This is a genomic window from Serratia liquefaciens ATCC 27592 (assembly GCF_000422085.1).
GTDB lineage: Bacteria > Pseudomonadota > Gammaproteobacteria > Enterobacterales > Enterobacteriaceae > Serratia > Serratia liquefaciens.
In genome coordinates this window covers 846,582-868,152 of sequence record NC_021741.1, presented here as the reverse complement: position 1 = coordinate 868,152, position 21,571 = coordinate 846,582, and the positions used below count along the sequence as shown (strand labels likewise).

Below are 21,571 nucleotides of genomic sequence, written 5' to 3'. Positions count from 1 at the left end.
CCGGATCGGGGAAAAACCGAGAAGCACTCTGAGTCAAACAGCGCCTTCGTTGAGGTGCCGCTGAGGTTTTTGATGATTGGTGCGGTCAGATTGTGACTTAAGTTGTAATTAAACTGTAAATGCATTGATAAAAATATGGGCTTGTACTAAAACCTATTACATACACACAACAGGTCAGACCTCTTGCCACTTTGGAGCTTCTTATGATGGTTCTTAGTATTGTTGTTTTACTGGCACTCATTGGTGTGGTGTTCTATCACCGAGTGAACCTCACCCTCAGTAGCCTTATCCTGCTGGCATACACCGCCGCCATGGGCGCCATCGGTCTTTGGACCTTCTGGATGCTGCTGCCGCTGGCGATTATCCTGCTGCCGCTGAACATCACGTCACTGCGCCGTTCGATGCTGTCTGCACCGGCGCTGCGTGCGTTCCGCAAGGTAATGCCGCCTATGTCCACCACCGAAAAGGAAGCGATCGAAGCCGGTACCACCTGGTGGGAAGGTGATCTGTTCCGCGGGACGCCGGACTGGAACAAGCTGCATAATTACCCGAAACCACAGCTGACCGCCGAAGAGCAGGCGTTTATTGACGGCCCGGTGGAAGAAGCTTGCCGCATGGCCAACGACTTCCAAATCACCCACGAACTGGCCGATTTGCCGCCGGAACTGTGGGCGTACCTGAAAGAACACCGCTTCTTCGCGATGATCATCAAGAAAGAGTACGGCGGCCTTGACTTCTCTCCTTATGCTCAGGCTCGCGTGCTGCAAAAACTGGCTGGCGTTTCTGGCATTCTGGCGATCACCGTTGGCGTGCCCAACTCCCTCGGTCCGGGCGAACTGCTGCAGCATTACGGGACTGACGAGCAGAAAAATCATTACTTGCCGGGCCTGGCGCGCGGCGACGAGATCCCTTGTTTCGCCCTGACCAGCCCGGAAGCGGGTTCCGATGCCGGCGCTATTCCGGATGTCGGTACCGTCTGCATGGGTGAGTGGCAAGGCGAGCAGGTGTTGGGCATGCGCCTGACCTGGAACAAGCGCTACATCACGCTGGCACCGGTGGCGACCGTGCTGGGCCTGGCGTTCAAACTTTATGACCCGAACCACCTGCTGGGCAATAACGAATCACCGGGCATCACCTGTGCGCTGATCCCAACCAGCACTCCGGGCGTTGAAATCGGTAACCGTCACTTCCCGCTGAACGTGCCGTTCCAAAACGGCCCTACCCGCGGTAACGACGTGTTCGTACCTATCGATTACATCATTGGCGGGCCAAAAATGGCCGGTCAGGGCTGGCGCATGCTGGTTGAATGTCTGTCGGTAGGCCGTGGCATCACCTTGCCTTCCAACTCCACCGGTAGCGTGAAATCCATGGCGTTGGGCATTGGCGCTTACGCCCATATCCGCCGTCAGTTCAAAATCTCGATCGGCAAAATGGAAGGCATCGAAGAGCCACTGGCGCGTATCGCCGGTAACACCTATGTGATGGATGCCGCGGCTACGCTTATCACCAGCGGCCTGATGCTGGGTGAGAAACCGGCGGTGCTGTCGGCCATCGTGAAATACCACTGTACCCACAGAGGCCAGCAGGCAATCATCGATGCAATGGATATTGCCGGCGGTAAAGGCATCATGCTGGGCAAATCCAACTTCCTGGCCCGTGCCTATCAGGGCGCGCCTATCGCCATCACGGTGGAAGGCGCGAATATCCTGACCCGTACCATGATGATCTTCGGTCAGGGCGCTATCCGTTGCCATCCTTATGTACTGGATGAAATGGCGGCAGCGCAAAATAACGACCTGAACGCCTTCGATAAATCGCTGTTCGGCCATCTGGGTCACGTAGGCAGCAACAAGGTGCGCAGCTTCTGGCTGGGCCTGACCAACGGCCGCACCAGTGGCACACCGACCAAAGACGCGACTCGTCGCTATTATCAGCAGTTGAACCGCCTGAGCGCTAACCTGGCGCTGCTGTCGGACGTTTCTATGGGGGTGCTGGGCGGCAGCCTGAAGCGCCGCGAGCGTATCTCGGCTCGTCTCGGGGATATTCTCAGCCAAATGTACCTGGCTTCCGCTACGCTGAAACGTTTTGAAGACGAAGGCCGTCAGAAAGAAGATTTACCGCTGGTCCACTGGGGCGTGCAGGACAGTCTGCACCAGGCGGAACAAGCGTTGGACGATCTGCTGCGCAACTTCCCGAACCGCTTTATCGCCGGTGCGATGCGCTTCGTGATCTTCCCGTTCGGCCGCGTGCATACTGCACCTTCTGACCGTCTGGATCACCAATTGGCCAAGATCCTCCAACAGCCGTCTGCCACCCGCAGCCGTCTGGGGCGCGGTCAGTATCTGACGCCGAGCGAGCATAACCCGGTAGGCCTGTTGGAAGCCGCATTGGCGGACGTGATTGCCGCAGAGCCGATTCACCTGCGTCTGTGTAAGGAGAGTGGTAAAAACCTGCCATTCACCCGACTGGATCGTTTGGCACAACGGGCGCTGGAAGAAGGCAAAATCAGCGCCGATGAAGCGAAGATCCTGGTGAAAGCCGAAGAGAGCCGTCTGCGTTCCATCAACGTGGATGATTTCGAGCCGGATGCGCTGGCGGCCAGCAAGCCGGAAAAGCCGCTAAAGCAGGATAAACGTCAGAAGCATACCGAAGCCGCGTAACGGCAATAAACACGTGCACTCAGGGGCGATAATCATCGCCCCTTTTTTATTTCCACTGAGAAATGCGCAGCCGTTCGCAACGTTACCAGAACGGCTAATTTAACCCTGAGGATTATCGGATAGACTGCCGGTGGGTGCTCTGGATCTTTCTGTCCGGAGCTTCAGTTTAGTCGAGGATAGAAAGAGAAAGGCCCCGAGTCGATACATCAACCCGAGGCCACTCTGAACGTCTCAACAACGTCAGGTTAGCCTCTTACCCGCCGGAAGGCAAGGATAAGGAGGTCAAAAATGCAGCAGGAACGGGTCGTTCTTAGGCTGATGATTATCTGCATAACGCTTATCGCGCTGATGTGGATCACTCGCGGTTCACTGTGTGAATTGCGCATCAAACTGGGGGACACGGAGGTTGCAGCCATTTTGGCTTACGAACCCGAACGGTAAGGCAACCCAACGGCGGGGCTCGCCCCGCCTGTTGGTTGTTACGACAGATCCATGAGCACCCTTCCTCGCCGTATCCGTCAGGCTGCTAGCCGTTTTGGCGAATGCGCGCCAGCAGTGCATCGATATGTTCGATCTGCGACGCATTAACGATCAGCGCTCGGCCAAGGCTCAATGCGTGGCGCTGGCATTCTGCACGCATCTCGGCATCGCTAATACTGTCCAGATCGGCCACGTGTGCCAGACCGATAGTGCGGCGAATCAGTTCGCTGCCACAATAACCTACCGCATCCGTCCACACCTGCTGCAGGAACTGCTCGGCGTAACCTGGCACCGCCAGCGCCGGCTCACGAGTGTATTGGTGGCACAGCGCCAGGAAGCGATCGGCAAAAATCAGCCAGAGTTCACGCACATCCTGCAGGCGTTGTTCTCGCCCGGCGGCGGCGTCACGCGGCCCTAACAACCCCGGCAGACCGCAGTAGTTCAACAACAGATTGCCCAAGGCGCTGCCGACGTCAAACCCGATCGGCCCATAGAAACCAAACTCGGCGTCTATCGCCTTCAACTTGCCTTCCGCAACAAAAATTGAGCCGCTGTGGATATCGCCGTGCAGCAACGCTTCCGCCTTGCTCAGAAAGCGATGTTTCAGTCCAGCCACCGCCAGTTTCAACGCGGAATCGCTACGCAGCTCTAGCACCTGGGGCAGCAGCACCGGGTCAAACTGATTACGCTCATGATCGATATAGGGATCGGTAAAGAAAAGATCTTCGGTGATCTGGCACAGTTCAGGGTTGGTGAAGCGACTAACTTCGGCCTTTTTTGCCTGTGCCGTCTGATAAAAATCGGAGGTATGGAACAGGGTCTGCGCCAAATATTCCGCCAATTGCCCGGCCGCCAGCGGGTAATAGTGGCCCTTGAGCAATTCACTGCGCCAGATATGGTGGTCGGAAAGATCTTCCTGCACCATCACCGCCAGCTCTGGATCATGATGCAACACTTTTACCGTATGTCTTGGGCAAAAACCGCCGTGGATCAACAGAGTTTCCGCTTCGATCCGTGCCCGATCCAGGGTCAGTGGCCAGGATTCGCCCACGCAGCGTACATACGGCAGCGCCTGTTTAACGATCACCCTGCTCACACCGTCGCGATCGCGGATCTTGAACACCAGGTTCAGATTGCCGTCACCAATCTCGTCAGCGCTCACCAGCGCCTGCGGATCGGCTAACTGTCCGTATTGGCGAGCATACTCAACGGCATCGGCAGCAGTAAACGTACGATAATGCGACATTCCCAACCCCTCTTTCCTGTCTCTCTGACACAACGATTATTATTTTTTAGACGTAAAAGCATTTGGACGTCTATACATCTGGAAGTCATGTTGGCAGAATAGCTTTCCAGATGCAATAACTACGCAACAAGGAATTAACCGCCGATGCAAGCGCTTAACACCACCAGTTTGACCCTGCGTGACAACCGACTTTGGATCCTCGATCAGCAGGCTTTGCCGCAGGAAAAACAGTGGCGAACCTGCGACAGCGTAGAGGAACTGGTTGATCATATTCATACCTTGCGGGTGCGGGGCGCACCGCTGATCGGCCTGTCCGCCAGCCTGCTGTTGGCCCTGTTGGCAGAACGTGGGCTGCCGCGTGAACAGCTTGAGCAGGCACTGATCACTCTGCGTGCTTCAAGGCCGACGGCGGTCAATCTGATGAACAATCTGGACCGCATGAAGCTGGCGCTGGCGCAACCGCACTGGGTGGCGGCGATGGTGGAAGAAGCCTTGCGGCTAGTGGAAGAAGACCGCAAATTGTGCGATCGCATTGCCGACCACGGAGCCGAACTGGTCAAACCCGGCAGTCGCCTGCTGACCCATTGCAATACCGGTGGCTTGGCGACCGCTGGCGTCGGTACTGCCATTGGCGTGCTACTACGCGCCCATCAGCAGGGCAAAGTGCAGCAGGTGTGGGTGGATGAAACCCGGCCGCTGCTGCAGGGTGGCCGCTTGACCGCCTGGGAGCTGGGCGAGTTGGGTATTCCTTATCGGTTGATTTGCGACTCCATGGCTGCCAGTCTGATGGCGCAGGGCCAGGTCGACGCCGTATGGGTGGGTGCCGATCGCATCGCTGCCAACGGTGACGTTGCCAATAAAATAGGCACCTACAGCCTGGCAGTCCTGGCGCATTACCACAACATCCCCTTCTACGTTGCCGCCCCGCATACAACGCACGACCCCCACTGTCCGAACGGCGCCGCCATCCCTATCGAGCAGCGCGCCGCAGCTGAGGTGACCGGTGTGTCGGGCAGTTTTGGCTCATGCCAATGGGCGCCAACCGATGCGCAGGTTTACAACCCGGCATTTGACGTCACGCCGGCGAAGCTTATCAGCGGTTGGGTGTTTGACAGCGGCGTGATTACGCCACAGCAGGTCAATGATGGGATCTTCCAGCGGGCGTTAGGCTAACGCCCGCGCAGTATCAGTTGAGACGCGGATAAGCATCGGCGATTTTATCGCCGGTGAAATGTGCCACCCAGCCTTCCGGGTTATCGAACACGCGGATCGCCGTGAAATTCGGTGCCGATCCCATGTCAAACCAATGGCGAGTGTCTGCCGGCACGGAAATCAGATCGTTCTTCTCGCACAGGATCTGGTAGATCTTGCCGTTCAGATGCAGACAGAACAACCCCGCGCCTTCGACAAAAAACCGCACTTCGTCTTCACCATGGGTGTGTTCGGAAAGAAACTTCTCGCGCAGCACTTCGCGCTGGGCGTTGTCCGGACGCATGCTGATCACATCCCAACTCTGGTAGCCTTTTTCCGCCACCAGACGATCAATTTCATGCTGGTAAGCGGCAATCACCGCCGCCGGTTCCGGGTTGTCACCCAGGTCACGATCGGCCTGCCAGCGTTCAAAACGCACGCCGATTTGTGCCAGTTGCAGCTGAATAGCTTCGGCATCGCGGCTCTGCCACAGCGGCTGCTGCGGCTCTTTATCGCTGAAAATCGTCAATCCACTCATGAGGCAAACTCCCCTAAATCGATGTGATCAAAACGGTTAACCTGCGGGTGCCGGCTCTGCGCATCGGCGTCGTCGCGGATCAGCTGACAGGTGTGCCAACCGGCGGCTCGCGCGGCATCCAGCTCTTGATGAATATCGGAAAGGAACAGCAGCTCGTCGGCGGCGATACCGATTTCATTGGCAATATTGCGGTACGAGGCGGTTTCACGCTTGGCCCCGACGTGGGTATCGAAATACCCGCTGAACAATGGCTGCAGATCGCCGGCATCACTGTTACCGAACAGCAGTTTCTGCGCTTCCACCGAGCCGGAAGAGTAAACGTATAGCTTCAGCCCCTGCTGCTGCCAGGCGCTCAGCTGCCCGGCCACTTCAGGGTATAAATGCCCGCGGAAATCACCGTTGTGGTAGCCACTGCGCCAGATGATACCTTGCAGTGCCTTCAGCGCGGTGGATTTGCGATCTTCGTCCATAAAACGGTAGAGCGCGGCAATAAGTTGCTCAATATCCGCCTGCGGTTGGTCAATCTCATGTCGCAGGGCAGCCAGCGGCGCAGCCACCTCAGCCTCTGCCTGGTGCTGACGGATAAACGGTGCCAAACGTTCACGCGCATAGGGAAACAGCACCTGATGAACAAAGCGGATATCGCTGGTGGTACCTTCAATGTCAGTGACGATGGCGCGGATCATTTTGCCTCCAGTAAACGGCGTTGCAGTTCGCACTGGAACAGGAATTCCAGCCCTTCAAGGTGACGACGAGCCTCCGCAACCTGGCGGCCCCAGCAATACAGGCCGTGACCCCGCACCAGAAAACCGTACTGCAATGGCGTCACTTCGGCATAGGCCGCGACGCGCGCGGCCAAGCGCGGAATGTCCTGATCGTTGTCGAAAATGGGGATCGCTACGGTATCCAGATGAGAGCTCTGCCCGGCGAGAGATTTTTGCATCTCATAGCCCTGCAACACCAAACGCTCACTGGATTCAACGCGTGACAACACTGTCGCATTCACCGAATGCGTATGCAACACCGCGCCAATCTGCGGGTACAGCCGGTAAATCAAGGTATGCAGGCCGGTTTCCGCCGAGGGTGTGCGGCCACTCGGCACATGGTTGGTGGCGGTTTCCACCAGCAGGAAATCCGATTCGCTCAGGCTGCCTTTATCCTTGCCGGATTCGCTCACCAGACAGTGTCGGTCATCAAGACGCAGCGACATGTTGCCGCCGGTCGCCGGGCACCAGCCCTTTTCGCCAATCCAGTGACAGGCAGACAACAGCGCTGTAAGTTGCGGATTTTCGGTCATTATCGTTTCCCGGTCAGTAAGGTCGTCCAGCAGGTGAAGCTTAGAATGATTTGATTAATGATTAGATTTTTTCTTCATTTAGCCATCTAAGCGTCTTGATTGCCAAATACTAACATCGTGTTATATTGACGGCAACATAAGCGCCAGGAGTATTAGCCTGCTATGAGCACTTCAGCATTGATTCCCGAAAGCAAACTGCCCGCTCTGGGCACCACCATTTTCACCCAGATGAGCGCGCTGGCAGCGCAGCATCAGGCAATCAACCTGTCTCAGGGTTTCCCCGATTTCGATGGCCCGGACTACCTGAAAGAGCGTCTGGCCTGGCATGTCAGCCAGGGCGCAAACCAATATGCACCGATGACCGGCGTCGCGCCCCTGCGCGAAGCCATCGCCGAGAAAACGGCGGCGCTGTATGGCTGGCTGCCGGACGTGACCACCGAAGTTACCGTCACGGCTGGGGCTACCGAAGCGCTGTTCGCCGCCATCAGCGCGTTGGTGCGTCCGGGAGATGAAGTAATTTGCTTCGATCCCAGCTATGACAGCTATGCGCCGGCGGTCACCTTGTCCGGCGGTACGCTGAAACGCATTGCGCTGCAGCCACCGGCCTTTAGCGTCGATTGGCGACAGTTCGAAGAATTATTGTCGCCACGCACCCGCCTGGTGATCCTCAATACGCCGCACAACCCTTCCGCCACCGCCTGGCAGGCGGAAGATATGCAACAGCTGTGGCATGCCATTAGCGAGCGTGAAATCTATGTGCTCAGCGATGAAGTCTATGAGCACATTTGTTTCGCCAAAGGGGGGCATGCCAGCGTGCTGGCCCACCCGCAGCTGCGCCAACGCGCCATTGCGGTGTCATCCTTCGGCAAAACCTTCCACATGACCGGCTGGAAAGTGGGCTATTGCGTCGCCCCGGCAGCGCTGAGTGCGGAAGTGCGCAAGGTACACCAGTACCTGACCTTCTCGGTTAACACCCCGGCACAGTTGGCGCTGGCCGATATGCTGCGCAGCGAACCGGAACACTGGCAGCAGCTATCTGCGTTTTACCGCGCCAAGCGCGACCGTTTCGTGCAGGCGCTGTCCAGTAGCCGACTGGAAATTTTACCCTGCGAAGGGACATACTTCTTACTGGCGGATTACAGCGCGGTCTCGGATCTGGACGACGTGGCATTCTGTCATTGGTTAACCGAGCACGTAGGCGTGGCGGCGATCCCGCTGTCGGTCTTCTGTGCCGATCCTTTCCCTCATAAATTGATCCGGCTGTGCTTCGCTAAACAGGATGCCACACTGGATGCAGCTGCGGAGCGGTTATGTCGACTTTAAAAATTACCCTGTTGCAGCAACCCCTGGTGTGGCGAGATGGCCAAGCCAATCTGCAACATTTTGACGCCTTGCTGGCCCCCTTAAGCGGCCGCGATCTGATCGTATTGCCGGAGATGTTTACTACCGGTTTTGCCATGGATGCCGGGGAAAGTGCGCTGCCGGAACAGCAGGTGATTGACTGGCTGCACGGTTGGGCGAACAAAAACAACGCGCTGGTTGGCGGTAGCGTGGCGCTGAAAACCGCCGAGGGCGCGGTTAACCGTTTCCTGCTGGTGGAGACCAACGGCCGGGTGCATGCCTACGATAAGCGCCACTTGTTCCGCATGGCGGGTGAACACCTGCACTATCAGGCAGGCAAACGGCGTGAAATCTTCGAATGGCGCGGCTGGCGCATCCTGCCGCAAATCTGTTACGACCTGCGTTTTCCGGTCTGGTCTCGCTACCAGCAGGATTACGATCTGGCGCTGTACGTCGCCAATTGGCCGGCACCGCGCAGCAAACACTGGCAAACGCTGCTGGCGGCACGGGCCATTGAGAATCAGGTCTATGTGGCCGGCTGCAACCGCGTCGGCGAAGACGGCAACGGTCTGAACTACAGCGGTGACAGCCTGATCCTCAGCCCGCAGGGCGAAACGCTGGCGCAGGCGGAACCCGGCATTGCCGCAAGGCTTGACGCGGAACTGTCGCTGGAAACCCTGCAAAGCTATCGCAGTGCCTTCCCGGCCTGGCGGGATGCCGACAGTTTCCTGCGCCACGATTAAGCATTTCGGGCGCGGTACCGGTACACCGCGCCCGTTGCTTCAGGAAAGCTCTTCTTCCGCCGCTTTTTCTTCTGTCCCCCCAATGCGGTTAAACAACAGGTTCAGCAACAACGCCACCAGGCACGAGGCACTGATGCCCGAATGCAGCAAAGTACGCACCCAGTTCGGAAACTGATCGTAAAAGGTCGGCATCACGATAGGGATCATGCCGAAGGCAATCGCCGTCGCTACCACCACCAGATTCATGTTGTCCTTATACTCAACCTTGGCCAGAGTGCGGATGCCGCTGGCGGCCACCGAGCCGAACAGCACCACACCCGCGCCGCCCAAGACCGGCAGCGGAATGCAGGCCACCAGTCGCCCCAGGACCGGCAACAGCCCCAGCAGCACCAGAATCGCCCCGCCGGCGCTGACCACAAAGCGGCTCTTCACGCCGGTGATCGCCACCAGCCCGATATTCTGGGCAAACGAGCTTTGCGGAAACGAATTGAATACCGGCGACAGGGCGCTGGACAACATATCGGCACGCAACCCGTTGGCGATACGGCGCGCATTCACCGGCGAGCCGACAATTTCACCGACGGCCATCAGCCCGGCGGTGGTTTCCGTGAGTAATACCAGTACGATCAACAGCATGGATAGCACTGCGCTCAGTTCGAAGGTTGGCCAACCGTAGGCAAAAGGCGCGGGGAATGCCAGCCAAGGCCCGTGGCCTACGGCAGCGAAGCTCAGCTTACCCACCCACGCGGCCGCCACACAGCCGACAGCCATCGCCAGCAGCACCGATAACCGTTTTAACGCCGGGGAACCCACCTTGTTCAGCAACAAAATAACCGCAAGTGTGAAAGCCGCCAGGCCAATATTTCCGGTTGATCCCCAATCTGCGGCCTTGGCGTTGCCCCCCATCGCCCAGCGTACCGCCACCGGCATCAGCGACAGCCCAATCACCGTCACCACGGTACCGGTCACCACCGGCGGGAAATAGCGAATAATCTGCGAGAAAAACGGCGCGATCAGTAACCCAATCAACGACGCCGCGATCACCGCACCAAACACCGCAGGCAACCCGCCGTCGCCAGTGACTATGGTCACCATGGTCGCGACTCCCGCAAAGGAAACGCCCTGCACCAACGGCAAACGAGAGCCGAAACCCGGCGCACCAAGCGTTTGCAATAACGTCGCCAAACCGCTGACAAACAGCGCTGCCGTCACCAGCAGGCCAATTTGCGCGGCGTCTAACCCTGCGGCAGAACCTATGATCAATGGCGGCGCTATGATGCCGCCATACATGGTCAGAATATGCTGCAGGCCGTAGGCGAAGGTTTTTGCCAGCGGCAATTTTTCATCTTCCGGGCAGCACGAAGCCGCGCCCTTATCCTGAGACAGAGCCATAGATACCTCGTCAATGCGGGTTAACCGCTAAGGGCGTCTAGCTGCCCCGGTAGGTTGAATAGGAATACGGGCTGATGAGCAGCGGTAAATGGTAATGCTGCGCCGCATCCTTGATGACAAAATCGATGATCGCCGTGGCGTATAACGTTTCACGATTGTCTGCGGTAAAGTAACCGCCCACGTCGGCATGCAGGCGGTAATGCCCCGCGGGCAGCTCATCCGGCGTTAACTCACGGGCGCGGCCATCGGCATCGGTGGTGCCTTCGGCTATCGCCCGCCATTGCCCCTGCTGTTCCCACTCCAGCCAGACTCGCACCTTTGCCGCCGGTTTACCCAGGGAGGTATCCAAAATATGGGTGCTGATATTACTCATCGCTCAGTAACTCCTTAAAACGCAGCATCACGATTTCGCGCAGCTGTTCGGCGGTTTCCTGCCGCTCCTGCTCCACGTCGTTGTTCAAGCGTCGTTCCAGCTCACTCAGAATGGCTCGCCCATCTCGACCGGCGGCACGGATCAAAAACACCTGGCCAAATTGCTGTTCATAACGCCGGTTGCCCACCAGCAGCGCTTGGGCCAATTCCGGATCCCGGTCATTGACCGCCGACTGTTCACGCTTGGAGAACTGCGCCTCTTTCCCCTGGCCTGCGGCACGTTCGCCAATGCGCGGGTGCTGTGCCAATGCCTGGCTGACCTCTTCATGCCGCCAACGCTGCGCCGCCTGCCAGGCCACCGCCAACGCGGCATCGCTGCTGCTGAACGGCCGGGCCGCAATCACTGAAGCTATCCAGCTCGCAATGTTCACGCAGGGCCGCAGTAATCGCTCGGCTTCCGCCACGGGCAATTGATTAAACTGCTGCAGGTTCATCGGTGTTCTCCCAACTGGCCACCGTCTGGCAGTAGGCCTGAATAGCCAGCGCCACGTCGGTCTGGCTTACGGCTTCGGCCGGATGATGGCTGATGCCACGATCGCAACGGACAAACAGCATGCCCACCGGCCAGCAAGCCGCCACGGCAATCGCGTCATGCCCGGCACCGCTGGGCAAAGCCATGCTGCGCCCCTGCACCGCCGCCACGCTCTGCTGCCAACGTTGCTGCAAATCTGCATCACATTCCGTTGCGTTTATGCGATAAAACTCCTCGCTGGCAAAACCTAATCCGCGACGTGCGCAGATCTCCTGCGCCCGTTCCAACAGCTGCGTAAGCAATGCCGCCAGCGGGCCATCTTGCGGGCCGCGAACGTCCAGCGACAGTTTCACCTCACCGGGAATGACGTTGACCGCCCCCGGAAGACTTTCGATACAGCCGACAGTCGCCACCAAATGTTCATCGCGGGTACGGGTTATTGCTTCAACCGCCACCATCCACTCCGCCGCGGCCGCCAAGGCGTCTTTGCGTTGCCCCATCGGCACAGTGCCTGCATGGCCTGCCTCGCCGCTAAAGGTGCAATGGAGTCGACGCGCGCCGTTAATCGCCGTCACCACGCCCAGAGCCAGATCGGCGGCCTCCAGACAAGGCCCTTGTTCAATGTGCAATTCCAGATAAGCGCAGATATCACCTGGTGCTCGCCGCGCCTCAACCACCGCCGCCGGATCCAGGCCAAACTCGCGCAACGCCTGCGCCACGCTGATGCCCTCGGCATCAGTACGCGCCAACCACTCGGCTGGCCACTGGCCGGTAATGCCCCGGCTGCCCAGTAGGGCGACGCTAAATCGCGTCCCTTCTTCATCGGCAAAGCCAATCACTTCAACCGCCACCGGCAGACGCCGCTGCTGCTGATGCAAATGCGCCACCACCTCCAAGGCAGTCAATACGCCGAGCATGCCGTCATAACGGCCGGCATTGCGCACCGTATCCAAATGCGAACCGAGTAACAGCGCGGGCGCACCTGGCGTTTGACCTTCGTAGCGGCCACAAACATTGCCAACGGCGTCCTGCCAGACCCGCATACCGATACTGCGCATCCAGTCGCCTACCAACAGGTTGGCACGCCGATGCTCCGGCGACAGATAAACCCGCGTCAGCTGGCCTGGCGTAGCGCTGATCGCCGCCAGCGCGTCGCAACGCGCCATCACCCGTGCGGCCGCCTGTTCCGCCTCCTGGACGGTTAACCGCAACGCCATCACCGGCTCCCGTCGTCGTAGGTGTTCCAGGCGGCCTGCAGCGCTTCCCCCTGCTTGCTGGCGAAACCCAGACGGTTCAGCACCGCTTCCAGCGCAGTCAAGGTTTGCAGCACACAGTCTTTACGCGCGTTGTAGCCCATGGTACCGATGCGCCAAATCTTGCCCTGCAGCGGGCCGAACGAAGTGCCGATCTCGATGGCAAAATCATTGAGCATCATCTGCCGCACCTGTTCGCCATGCACCTGCGGCGGGATCACCACCCCCAACACGTTGTTCATGCGGTTATCGAGATCGCCGAATACCTCAAGCCCCATGCCCTGAATGCCGGCCAGCATCGCTGCGCCGTGCAGCTTGTGGCGAGCGATGGTGTTATCCAGCCCCTCTTCCAGGATCACCCGGGCACATTCGCGCGCGGCAAACAACATGCTGGTGGCTTCGGTGTGGTGATTCAGACGCTCGGGGCCCCAGTAATCCATGATCATGCCGAGATCAAAATAGTTGGAGTAGATCATCTCATCGTCGCCGTCGGCATGGTCGGCAGTGCGGATCCCCTGCTCCACGCACTTGCGACGGCGGACGATCTCTTCGAACTGCGGGCTTAGGGTGACCGGCGAACTGCCGGACGGCCCACCCAGACATTTCTGCAGGCCTGCGGATACCGCGTCCAGCCCCCAGGCATCGGTTTCCAGCGGGTTACCGGCGAAGGATGCAGTCGCGTCGGTATAGAACAATACGCCGTGGCGGCGGCAGATATCCCCCAGTTGATCCAGCGGCTGCAGCATGGTGGTCGAAGTGTCTCCCTGCACCGTCAACAGCAGACGCGGACGCACCTTCTTGATCGCATCTTCAATCTGATCGGCACTGAACACTTCCCCCCATGGCGCCTCGAGGGTGTGCACTTCGGCACGACAGCGGCGGGCAATTTCACACAGCAAATGGCCAAAACGGCCAAACACCGGCACCAGCACTTTGTCGCCGGGGCGGATGGAGGAGACCAGCATCGCTTCGATGCCCGAACGGGAGGTGCCGTCGATCAGCATCGTCCAGCGGTTTTCGGTACGAAACAGCGCGCGATACAGCTCCATAACCTGATTCATGTAGCCGGTCATTGCCGGATCATACTGCCCAATCAACTGGCTAGACATGGCACGCAGCACGCGCGGATCGGCGTTGATCGGCCCTGGCCCCATCAGCAGACGGGCAGGTGGGTTAATCTGATCGAACTGGGTAATATCCAACATGTTAATTCCTTACCAGCTTAATAACTCAGTAAACTCAGAACTCAGTACGCGCCTCATGGCATATCACGCCTCAGACAGGCCGCGAACTGAAGCAATAAACTGTTTCAATTCCTGCGTTTGCGGATTGGCGAACAGCGTGCGGCTGTCGCCTTGCTCCCACACTTTGCCCTGGTGCATAAACACCACCCGGTCACCGACCTCACGGGCAAAGTTCATTTCATGGGTCACCAGAATCAGCGTCATACCCTCTTTGGCCAACTGCTCCAGGACTTTCAACACCTCGCCCACCAGCTCAGGATCCAGCGCCGAGGTGATTTCGTCGCACAACAACACCTTCGGGTTCATCGCCAGCGCCCGGGCAATCGCTACCCGCTGCTGCTGCCCCCCGGAAAGGTTAGCCGGGGAATAATGCATACGCTCACCCAGCCCAACCTTGTTCAGCATATCTTCCGCCAGCTCGCGGCATTCCGCCGGGCTTTTCTTCAGCACCCGACGCGGTGCCAACATCACGTTTTCCAACGCGGTCATGTGGGGAAATAGATTGAAGTTCTGGAACACCATGCCAATGGAACGACTGATCTCACGCGCCTGCGAATCACGGTCGGTGATGGTCATGCCACCCAGTTTGATGCTGCCTTCCTGGTAGCCTTCGAGCCCGTTGATGCAGCGTAACAGGGTGCTCTTGCCCGATCCGCTACGGCCGATAATCGAAATCACCTGGCCCATATCGATATCCAGATCCACGCCCTTCAGCACGTGGTTCTGGCCGTAATATTTTTGAACCTGATTAATTGTGATGAGCGGCATGGAACTTCCTCTCCAGATAATGGCTGTAGCGCGACAGCGGGTAACACATCAGGAAATAGCCCAGCGCGACCAGGCCGAACACTTTAAAGGGTTGATAAGTGACGTTGTTTAACATGGTGCCTGCCTTGGTCAGTTCGACAAAACCAATGATCGACGCCAACGCGGTGCCCTTGATCACCTGAACTGAAAAACCGACGGTCGGCGCAATGGCAATGCGAACCGCCTGTGGCATCACTACCCGCACCAGGGTCTGGCCGAAGCTCAGCCCAAGACAGCGCGACGCTTCCCATTGGCCTTTGGGCAACGCGGCGATGCTGCCGGACCAGATATCCACCAGAAAAGCGCTGGTAAACAGCGTCAGTGCCAGTGCCGCAGCGGCCCAGGGGCTAACATCAATGCCGAACAGCGCCAGCCCAAAGAAGGCCAGGAACAGCTGCATCAGCAGTGGCGTGCCTTGAAACAGCTCTGAATAACAGCGGACAAAACGCAGCGCCCACCGGCGCTTGCTCAGGCGCAGCAATAACAGCGGCAGCGTCACCAGTGTGCCGCCAAAGAACGCCGTCAGCGACAGCAACAGCGTCCAGCGCGCGGCCAGCAGCAGGTTGCGCACAATGTCCCAGTCGGTAAAAGTCAGCATCAGTTCTGGCTCCCTAAAAAGCGGCGGCCGGCGGCCAGCAACAGTTGGCGCATCAGTATCGATAACAGCAGGTAAAACAACGCCGTCACTAAATACACCTCAAAACTGAGGAAGGTGCGCGACTGGATCAGGTTGGCGGCAAAGGTCAATTCTTCGAACGACACCTGCGACACCACCGACGAGCCCAGCATGACGATAATGCACTGGCTGACCAACGCCGGGTAAATGCGCTGCAGCGAAGGCGGTAACACGATGCGCAAAAATGTCTGGCTGCGGCTAAAGCCCAGCACACGCCCGGCCTCCCACTGCCCTTTCGGCGTCACCTGAATGCCTGCGCGTATAATTTCGGTGCTGTAGGCGCCCAGATTAATCACCATCGCCAACAGAGCCGCCTGCCCGGCGGTCAGCTTCCACCCCAGGCTCGGCAGACCAAAGACGATGAAGAACAGCTGCACCACGAACGGCGTGTTGCGCACCACCTCGACGTAAATCCCCCAGGCACGGCTAAACAGGTTGGCTTTGCCGCTGCGGATCGCCGCCCCGAAAATCCCCAGCGCAACGCCCATCAGGGTGGCCAGTGCCGTCAACTCAATCGTGGTTAGCAAACCGGCCAACAGCTCCGGCAGATAGGGCCACAGCGCGGGAAAATTTAGCTGATAGGTCATCGGGTGCTCCCATTACGCGCCAAGATGGGCGGGCAGCGGCGCTTTCAGCCATTTTTCCGACAGCCCATTCAGGGTATTGTCTTTCAGCGCTTGTTCAATCAATTCATCCACTTTGGCTTTCAGCGCCGGTTCGCCCAGACGCAGGCCGACGAAGCATGGCGAATCCTTCAACATAAACTTGGCCACCGGCGCTTTGGTCGGGTTCTGTCGCGCCAGAGCGCTCACCACCAGATTGCCGGTAGCAATGTATTGCACCTGACCGGACAGGTAGGCCGACAGCGTGGTGTTGTTGTCTTCGTAGCGTTTGATCTGCGCGCCCTTCGGCGCTGTGTCGCTCAACACCATGTCTTCTACCGCCCCGCGCGTCACGCCAACGGTCTTGCCTTCCAATTGAGCGGCATCGCTCAACGCGGTGTCTTTAGGGCCAAACACCCCCAGGAAGAACGGCGCATAGGCACGGCTGAAAGCGATAGCCTTTTCGCGTTCAGGATTTTTGCCCAGGCTGGAAATCACCAAATCCACTTTGTTAGTCTGTAGATAAGGGACGCGGTTGGCACTGGTGACCGGCACCAGCTGCAACTTAAGTTTCATCTTGTCGGCCAGATACTGCGCCATATCGATGTCATAACCCTGCGGCTGCAGATCGGTGCCTACCGAGCCAAACGGCGGGAAGTCTTGCGGTACCGCTACCCGCAGCACGCCGCGCTGCTGGATTTCTTGTAGTTGATCCGCCATCACCGACGTGGCCTGCGCCATCAACAGCACCGCCCCTAACGCCGCTATCCCGATTTTCTTGAAGTTCATAGACTATCCCCGATGGTGAAATGATGAAACAAAAGATTCTTTGATTATCACTTTGCAACTAATGTGCCAATCGAGAGCGTCAACCAGCTTAACCTTTTCTGTCTTTGAGTTAGGGGGCTAAGAGGAAACTCCCCTGCCATGACTGTGGCAGGAGGAAGGGATATCACGGAGAAAAATGCGCACCATCAAAGTGCGAAGGCACCAAAATGGCGCGGAAATTAGCGCTGTTCCAACTCATCCAGATCGCCATACAGATCGGCGATCTGATGGATCCGTTGGCGTCCTTGCGTCAGCGTCTCATGCAGCAAGGCATTGCTGAGCAGATTGGCCAGGCTCATGGCGGCGGAATAGCTGTCAAAGGCGGAAACGCTATCCAGCGGCGCCGCCAGGTGCCAGTTCGCCAGTGGGATCAGCGACTGCGCCTGCGGTTCGCACACCAGCAGCGTCGGAACCTGCTGAATCTGCAACTGCGTCAGCAAGGCCCGCAACTGACGCGGCCGGCGGCGAAAAGCCACAACTACCGCCACGTCCCCGTGGTCCAAATCGACCAGCTCTTCCGCCAGCGTTTGCCCGGGCTGCGGCATCAATAACACCTGCTCACGTACCTGCATCAGTTGCTGGCGCAGGTGCATGGCAATCGGATAACTGTTGCGAAACCCCATCAGTACCACACGCCGAGCCTGCACCAGGGCGGCGATCACCGCATTGAACTGGCCGGCGTCAATATGGTTCACCCACTGAGTAAGGTTGGCCATTTCCTGCTTGTAGTGCCGCGCCAACAGGGTGTTGCCCTGCACCGCGTCACGATTATCGGTCAGCGGCATGCCGCTCTGGCGCAGGGTGCGCAGTTCATCACGCATTGCACGGTAGCTTGGGTAGCCCAAGCGTTTGAACAGGCGGCTGACGGTAGCTTTGGATACGCCGCTCAGGCGCGCCAACTCGGCGCTGTTGTAGCTGATCAGGTCGTCAAAGTGATCGAAAATAAAATCGGCTACCCGCTGTTCCTGCGGCGTAAGCTGCGAATATTCCCCGCGCAGGCGTTCATCGATCTGCTTCATTGCTGCTCCTGCTTGTAACCTTTGTTTCAGCGGAACATAGCACGGCCAATCTACCCGCTGGCAAGCGTTTATTACCGCCGAAGAAAACATGGAACGCCTCTTGCTTGTCTTTGAGACAGAAGCTGACCTCAAACAAGGGCCAAGAAATGATTAACAGTAATACCGCGCCATTGGGCATGGCCGTCACGCCTCACCACCTCGCCAGCGAAAGCGCGCTGGCGGTTCTGCGTGAAGGGGGTAACGCCATCGAAGCCATGGTCGCCGCCGCCGCGACTATCGCCGTGGTTTATCCGCACATGAATGGCCTGGGCGGTGACGGCTTCTGGCTGATTGTGCCGCCACAGGGCGATCCGGTGGCGATCGACGCCAGCGGCGCTGCCGGTTCCTTAGCCACGCTGGATTTTTACGCCGGTGAAAGCCACATCCCGCATCGCGGCCCCAGGGCGGCGCTGACCGTTGCCGGCACCGTTGGCGGCTGGCGTGAAGCGCTAGACTATTCCGGCGAGCTGGGCGGCGAACAGCTGCCGCTACCGCGTCTGCTGGCCGATGCCATTCGCTATGCGGCGGACGGCATTCCGGTTACCGCCTCGCAGGAGGCCGCCACACGCAGCAAATATCATGAACTGGCGGATGTGGAACATTTTGCCCGCACTTATTTACCGCAGGGGGAAATCCCCCTTGCCGGACAGCGTTTCTGCCAGCCACAGTTAGCGGATACCCTGATTGCCCTGGCCGAAGAGGGGTTGGACAGCTTCTATCGCGGCCGACTGGCGCAAAGCATGGCGGCCGATATGGCCCGGCTGGGCATGCCGCTCACCGCCCAAGATCTGGCGGATTATCGGCCGCGTCGGCGCACGCCTTTGCGACTTGAGCATCAGAAAGGTGAAGTCTTCAACCTCACCCCACCCACTCAGGGCCTGGTGTCGCTGGCAATCCTCGGTTTGACCGATCGCCTGCCCCTGGCCAGCAAAAGCGAAGGCGCAGTGGTGCATGGCATCGTCGAGGCCACCAAGCTGGCTTTCGGTCTGCGTGACCAATTCATCACCGATCCACGCCAAATGACGCAGGATCCGCAGGCACTCCTGACGACAGAACGCCTGGATGCGCTGGCCAAGCATATCGATCCTGAGCATGCCGCGGCCTGGGGCAAAGGCAAGGGGCCGGGCGATACCGTCTGGATGGGCGTGATGGACAGCAGCGGTCTGGCGGTGTCCTTTATCCAAAGCATTTACCACGAATTCGGCAGCGGTGTGGTATTGCCGCAAAGTGGCGTGCTGTGGCAAAACCGCGGTGCGTCCTTCAGCCTGGATGCCGCCCATCTGCTGGCACTGGCGCCAGGCAAACAGCCTTTCCACACTCTGAACCCCGCGGCGGCTCGCCTGTATGACGGACGCACCTTGGTGTATGGCTCCATGGGCGGCGACGGCCAGCCGCAAACCCAGGCGGCGGTGTTTGTTCGCCATGTGGTGCAGGGCCTGCCGCTGCAGCAGGCGATCAGTGCGCCGCGCTGGCTGCTGGGCCGCACCTGGGGTGAAAGCTCTGACTCACTGAAGCTAGAAGGTCGCTTTAGCGCGGAAACCGTCGACTACCTGCGCCAACGGGGCCACGACGTGGAGTTGTTACCGGACTTTAGCGAAGCGGTCGGCCATGCCGGCGCCATTGTTCGCCATACTAACGGCATGCTTGAAGGGGCTTTCGATCCCCGCAGCAACGGCAGTGCCGCCGGCTTCTAGCCGCCATTTTTATTGGGGAGAAGTAAAATGAAAAACCAACCTGCCGTCGACTGGGCGGCCTATATCAGCCAAATGGAAGCGATACTGGCGCTGGAAATGGATGACGCGCGCCATCAGGAACTGCTGACCCAGTTCAATCGCATTGCTGCACTGGCGGAACCCTTGATGGCCTTTCCGCTCGATCCACGCCTGGAGATCGCAGGAGTGTATCGCGCATGAATTCGTTAAGTGCCCTATCGATCGCCGAGATCCGCGCGGCCCTGAAGCAAGGTGCGATTTCTGCACGTGAGATTGCCCAACAGACGTTAGAGAATATTGACGCACGGGATCCGGCGCTGAACGCCTATACCCACATCACGCGCGAACGCATGTTGAGCGAAGCCGATCACCTCGATCGCGCACGTGCCAAAGGTCTCCCATTGCCGAGCCTGGCGGCGATCCCTTACGCGGTAAAAAACCTGTTCGACGTCACCGGCGAAACCACCCTGGCGGGGGCCAGTCTGTTCAGCGATAACCCGCCGGCCAAACAGGACGCCTGGGCGATCGGCAAACTGGCCGGCCAAGGTGCCTTGCTGTCCGGCATGCTGAATATGGACGCCTATGCGTACGGTTTTACCACCGAAAACAGCCACTACGGCGCGACGCGTAACCCGCACGACACCACGCGTATTGCCGGTGGCTCCTCAGGCGGTTCGGCAGCGGCGGTCGCCGCCGGGCTGGTGACATTTTCCCTCGGCAGCGACACCAATGGGTCAATACGCGTACCCGCGTCGCTGTGCGGCATCTTTGGGCTGAAGCCAACCTTTGGCCGTCTGTCGCGCAGCGGTAGTCAGCCATTCGTCGCCAGTCTGGATCATCTCGGCCCCTTTGCCCGCCGGGTGCGAGATCTGGCAACGGTGTATGACGTGATGCAGGGCACGGATATTGAAGACCGTTTTCAGGCGGATAAACCGGTCACGCAAACCGAATCGCTGTTGCCCCGTGGCCAACAAGGCCTGCGCTGCGCGGTGCTGGGCGGATATTTTCAGCAATGGTGCAACGATGATGCTAAAACCGCTGTAAGACAGGCTGCGCAGGCACTGGAGGCCGTGGCTGAAGTTGAATTTCCGCAGGCCGAATTGGCCCGGTCGGCAGCGTTCATCATCAGCGCCGCCGAGGGGGGCAATCAGTATCTGCCGCTGTTGCGCAGCCAGCCAAACCGCTTTGAGCCGCTGTCGCGTGAACGCCTGCTGGCCGGTGCCATGCTGCCCTCCGCCTGGTATGTGCAGGCGCAGCGCTTTCGTACCCATTTTCAGCAACAGGTGCTGCCGCTGTTCGAACGCTGGGACATCCTCATCGCCCCGGCGACGCCCTGCAGCGCCACGCCGATCGGCCAGGAAACCATGCATATCAACGGCACGGATCTGCCGATCCGCGCCAGTATGGGCATGCTGACGCAGCCGGTCTCTTTCCTCGGCCTGCCGGTAGTGACAGTGCCGCTGAAAACAGACTCTGGCCTGCCGATAGGCCTGCAGCTGATTGCCCCCCCCTGGCGAGAGGATCTGGCACTGCGTGCCGCCTATGCGCTGGAACAACGTGGCGTGGCAAGATGTGTTTTACCGGGAAAACAGGACTAAA

Annotated in this window: 22 protein-coding genes; 8 read left to right on the top strand and 14 right to left on the bottom strand. The window is 58.8% G+C overall.

The annotated features are described in order from the left end of the window. Nucleotides 1-203: 203 nt before the first annotated feature. Complete coding sequence (fadE, locus tag M495_RS03995) at nucleotides 204-2,660, top strand: acyl-CoA dehydrogenase FadE (RefSeq protein ID WP_020825363.1); 2,457 nt, start codon at nucleotides 204-206, stop codon at nucleotides 2,658-2,660. Nucleotides 2,661-2,948: 288 nt separating this feature from the next. After that, nucleotides 2,949-3,101, top strand: a complete 153-nt coding sequence (locus M495_RS03990; RefSeq protein WP_041414251.1) for a Hok/Gef family protein — start codon at nucleotides 2,949-2,951, stop codon at nucleotides 3,099-3,101. An 85-nt stretch (nucleotides 3,102-3,186) separates the two neighbouring features. Here the strand turns inward: M495_RS03990 and mtnK are convergent, their stop codons facing one another. Continuing rightward, nucleotides 3,187-4,386 carry an S-methyl-5-thioribose kinase gene (mtnK, locus tag M495_RS03985; protein WP_020825362.1) on the bottom strand — a complete coding sequence of 400 codons (1,200 nt, stop codon included), beginning with the start codon at nucleotides 4,384-4,386 and terminating at the stop codon, nucleotides 3,187-3,189. Nucleotides 4,387-4,530: 144 nt separating this feature from the next. On the opposite strand from mtnK, the gene mtnA reads away from it, so the two are divergent. After that, a complete protein-coding gene (gene mtnA / locus M495_RS03980; RefSeq protein ID WP_020825361.1) occupies nucleotides 4,531-5,559 on the top strand; it encodes an S-methyl-5-thioribose-1-phosphate isomerase in 1,029 nt (342 codons plus the stop codon). 13 nt (nucleotides 5,560-5,572) lie between these two features. On the opposite strand, the gene M495_RS03975 is transcribed toward mtnA, so the two are convergent. From M495_RS03975 to M495_RS03965, 3 genes are read right to left on the bottom strand one after another with little or no spacing between them, the layout of a single operon-like run. Then, the gene (locus M495_RS03975) at nucleotides 5,573-6,115 is read right to left on the bottom strand and encodes a 1,2-dihydroxy-3-keto-5-methylthiopentene dioxygenase (protein WP_020825360.1); all 543 of its coding nucleotides are present in this window, start codon (nucleotides 6,113-6,115) and stop codon (nucleotides 5,573-5,575) included. Next, on the bottom strand, nucleotides 6,112-6,801 hold the full coding sequence (gene mtnC, locus M495_RS03970) for an acireductone synthase (protein WP_020825359.1): 690 nt from the start codon (nucleotides 6,799-6,801) through the stop codon (nucleotides 6,112-6,114). The genes M495_RS03975 and mtnC overlap by 4 nt, the downstream gene beginning before the upstream one ends. Next, complete coding sequence (locus M495_RS03965; protein ID WP_020825358.1) at nucleotides 6,798-7,412, bottom strand: methylthioribulose 1-phosphate dehydratase; 615 nt, start codon at nucleotides 7,410-7,412, stop codon at nucleotides 6,798-6,800. Before M495_RS03965 ends, mtnC begins: the two co-directional genes overlap by 4 nt. 162 nt (nucleotides 7,413-7,574) lie before the next feature. Here M495_RS03965 and M495_RS03960 point away from each other — a divergent pair, with 162 nt between their 5' ends. Then, the gene (locus M495_RS03960) at nucleotides 7,575-8,735 is read left to right on the top strand and encodes a pyridoxal phosphate-dependent aminotransferase (RefSeq protein ID WP_020825357.1); all 1,161 of its coding nucleotides are present in this window, start codon (nucleotides 7,575-7,577) and stop codon (nucleotides 8,733-8,735) included. After that, nucleotides 8,723-9,496 carry an amidohydrolase gene (locus M495_RS03955; protein WP_020825356.1) on the top strand — a complete coding sequence of 258 codons (774 nt, stop codon included), beginning with the start codon at nucleotides 8,723-8,725 and terminating at the stop codon, nucleotides 9,494-9,496. Before M495_RS03960 ends, M495_RS03955 begins: the two co-directional genes overlap by 13 nt. A 39-nt stretch (nucleotides 9,497-9,535) precedes the next feature. Here M495_RS03955 and M495_RS03950 read toward each other — a convergent pair whose 3' ends face one another. The 10 genes from M495_RS03950 to M495_RS03905 form a co-directional block, all read right to left on the bottom strand. Next, on the bottom strand, nucleotides 9,536-10,888 hold the full coding sequence (locus M495_RS03950) for a nucleobase:cation symporter-2 family protein (RefSeq protein ID WP_020825355.1): 1,353 nt from the start codon (nucleotides 10,886-10,888) through the stop codon (nucleotides 9,536-9,538). A gap of 37 nt (nucleotides 10,889-10,925) precedes the next feature. Continuing rightward, nucleotides 10,926-11,261: a hydroxyisourate hydrolase gene (gene uraH, locus M495_RS03945; RefSeq protein ID WP_020825354.1), complete on the bottom strand. Its 336-nt coding sequence runs from the start codon at nucleotides 11,259-11,261 to the stop codon at nucleotides 10,926-10,928. After that, entirely contained in the window at nucleotides 11,254-11,754 is a 501-nt protein-coding gene (gene uraD / locus M495_RS03940) for a 2-oxo-4-hydroxy-4-carboxy-5-ureidoimidazoline decarboxylase (protein WP_020825353.1), read from the bottom strand. Before uraD ends, uraH begins: the two co-directional genes overlap by 8 nt. Beyond that, on the bottom strand, nucleotides 11,735-13,009 hold the full coding sequence (hpxK, locus tag M495_RS03935) for an allantoate amidohydrolase (RefSeq protein WP_020825352.1): 1,275 nt from the start codon (nucleotides 13,007-13,009) through the stop codon (nucleotides 11,735-11,737). The genes uraD and hpxK overlap by 20 nt, the downstream gene beginning before the upstream one ends. Further along, nucleotides 13,009-14,250, bottom strand: a complete 1,242-nt coding sequence (locus M495_RS03930) for a pyridoxal-phosphate-dependent aminotransferase family protein (protein ID WP_020825351.1) — start codon at nucleotides 14,248-14,250, stop codon at nucleotides 13,009-13,011. The genes hpxK and M495_RS03930 overlap by 1 nt, the downstream gene beginning before the upstream one ends. 63 nt (nucleotides 14,251-14,313) lie before the next feature. Further along, nucleotides 14,314-15,057, bottom strand: a complete 744-nt coding sequence (locus M495_RS03925) for an amino acid ABC transporter ATP-binding protein (protein ID WP_020825350.1) — start codon at nucleotides 15,055-15,057, stop codon at nucleotides 14,314-14,316. Further along, nucleotides 15,038-15,694, bottom strand: coding sequence for an amino acid ABC transporter permease (locus M495_RS03920; RefSeq protein ID WP_020825349.1), 657 nt, complete (start codon nucleotides 15,692-15,694; stop codon nucleotides 15,038-15,040). Before M495_RS03920 ends, M495_RS03925 begins: the two co-directional genes overlap by 20 nt. Beyond that, nucleotides 15,694-16,359 carry an amino acid ABC transporter permease gene (locus tag M495_RS03915; protein ID WP_020825348.1) on the bottom strand — a complete coding sequence of 222 codons (666 nt, stop codon included), beginning with the start codon at nucleotides 16,357-16,359 and terminating at the stop codon, nucleotides 15,694-15,696. The genes M495_RS03920 and M495_RS03915 overlap by 1 nt, the downstream gene beginning before the upstream one ends. Nucleotides 16,360-16,371: 12 nt before the next feature. Then, nucleotides 16,372-17,163 carry a transporter substrate-binding domain-containing protein gene (locus tag M495_RS03910; RefSeq protein WP_020825347.1) on the bottom strand — a complete coding sequence of 264 codons (792 nt, stop codon included), beginning with the start codon at nucleotides 17,161-17,163 and terminating at the stop codon, nucleotides 16,372-16,374. A gap of 218 nt (nucleotides 17,164-17,381) precedes the next feature. After that, entirely contained in the window at nucleotides 17,382-18,221 is an 840-nt protein-coding gene (locus M495_RS03905; RefSeq protein WP_020825346.1) for a MurR/RpiR family transcriptional regulator, read from the bottom strand. A 146-nt stretch (nucleotides 18,222-18,367) separates the two neighbouring features. Here M495_RS03905 and M495_RS03900 point away from each other — a divergent pair, with 146 nt between their 5' ends. From M495_RS03900 to M495_RS03890, 3 genes are read left to right on the top strand one after another with little or no spacing between them, the layout of a single operon-like run. Continuing rightward, nucleotides 18,368-19,954, top strand: a complete 1,587-nt coding sequence (locus M495_RS03900) for a gamma-glutamyltransferase family protein (RefSeq protein ID WP_020825345.1) — start codon at nucleotides 18,368-18,370, stop codon at nucleotides 19,952-19,954. Between the two features lie 27 nt (nucleotides 19,955-19,981). Continuing rightward, complete coding sequence (gene hpxX / locus M495_RS03895; protein WP_020825344.1) at nucleotides 19,982-20,173, top strand: oxalurate catabolism protein HpxX; 192 nt, start codon at nucleotides 19,982-19,984, stop codon at nucleotides 20,171-20,173. After that, a complete protein-coding gene (locus M495_RS03890; protein ID WP_020825343.1) occupies nucleotides 20,170-21,570 on the top strand; it encodes an AtzE family amidohydrolase in 1,401 nt (466 codons plus the stop codon). Before hpxX ends, M495_RS03890 begins: the two co-directional genes overlap by 4 nt. The last annotated feature ends 1 nt before the right edge of the window (nucleotide 21,571 follow it).

Excerpts from the sequence above, each read along its gene's own strand:
- fadE (WP_020825363.1), top strand. The coding sequence starts at position 204 with ATGATGGTTCTTAGTATTGTTGTTTTACTGGCACTCATTGGTGTGGTG.
- M495_RS03990 (WP_041414251.1), top strand. The coding sequence starts at position 2,949 with ATGCAGCAGGAACGGGTCGTTCTTAGGCTGATGATTATCTGCATAACG.
- mtnK (WP_020825362.1), bottom strand. The coding sequence starts at position 4,386 with ATGTCGCATTATCGTACGTTTACTGCTGCCGATGCCGTTGAGTATGCT.
- mtnA (WP_020825361.1), top strand. The coding sequence starts at position 4,531 with ATGCAAGCGCTTAACACCACCAGTTTGACCCTGCGTGACAACCGACTT.
- M495_RS03975 (WP_020825360.1), bottom strand. The coding sequence starts at position 6,115 with ATGAGTGGATTGACGATTTTCAGCGATAAAGAGCCGCAGCAGCCGCTG.
- mtnC (WP_020825359.1), bottom strand. The coding sequence starts at position 6,801 with ATGATCCGCGCCATCGTCACTGACATTGAAGGTACCACCAGCGATATC.
- M495_RS03965 (WP_020825358.1), bottom strand. The coding sequence starts at position 7,412 with ATGACCGAAAATCCGCAACTTACAGCGCTGTTGTCTGCCTGTCACTGG.
- M495_RS03960 (WP_020825357.1), top strand. The coding sequence starts at position 7,575 with ATGAGCACTTCAGCATTGATTCCCGAAAGCAAACTGCCCGCTCTGGGC.
- M495_RS03955 (WP_020825356.1), top strand. The coding sequence starts at position 8,723 with ATGTCGACTTTAAAAATTACCCTGTTGCAGCAACCCCTGGTGTGGCGA.
- M495_RS03950 (WP_020825355.1), bottom strand. The coding sequence starts at position 10,888 with ATGGCTCTGTCTCAGGATAAGGGCGCGGCTTCGTGCTGCCCGGAAGAT.
- uraH (WP_020825354.1), bottom strand. The coding sequence starts at position 11,261 with ATGAGTAATATCAGCACCCATATTTTGGATACCTCCCTGGGTAAACCG.
- uraD (WP_020825353.1), bottom strand. The coding sequence starts at position 11,754 with ATGAACCTGCAGCAGTTTAATCAATTGCCCGTGGCGGAAGCCGAGCGA.
- hpxK (WP_020825352.1), bottom strand. The coding sequence starts at position 13,009 with ATGGCGTTGCGGTTAACCGTCCAGGAGGCGGAACAGGCGGCCGCACGG.
- M495_RS03930 (WP_020825351.1), bottom strand. The coding sequence starts at position 14,250 with ATGTTGGATATTACCCAGTTCGATCAGATTAACCCACCTGCCCGTCTG.
- M495_RS03925 (WP_020825350.1), bottom strand. The coding sequence starts at position 15,057 with ATGCCGCTCATCACAATTAATCAGGTTCAAAAATATTACGGCCAGAAC.
- M495_RS03920 (WP_020825349.1), bottom strand. The coding sequence starts at position 15,694 with ATGCTGACTTTTACCGACTGGGACATTGTGCGCAACCTGCTGCTGGCC.
- M495_RS03915 (WP_020825348.1), bottom strand. The coding sequence starts at position 16,359 with ATGACCTATCAGCTAAATTTTCCCGCGCTGTGGCCCTATCTGCCGGAG.
- M495_RS03910 (WP_020825347.1), bottom strand. The coding sequence starts at position 17,163 with ATGAACTTCAAGAAAATCGGGATAGCGGCGTTAGGGGCGGTGCTGTTG.
- M495_RS03905 (WP_020825346.1), bottom strand. The coding sequence starts at position 18,221 with ATGAAGCAGATCGATGAACGCCTGCGCGGGGAATATTCGCAGCTTACG.
- M495_RS03900 (WP_020825345.1), top strand. The coding sequence starts at position 18,368 with ATGATTAACAGTAATACCGCGCCATTGGGCATGGCCGTCACGCCTCAC.
- hpxX (WP_020825344.1), top strand. The coding sequence starts at position 19,982 with ATGAAAAACCAACCTGCCGTCGACTGGGCGGCCTATATCAGCCAAATG.
- M495_RS03890 (WP_020825343.1), top strand. The coding sequence starts at position 20,170 with ATGAATTCGTTAAGTGCCCTATCGATCGCCGAGATCCGCGCGGCCCTG.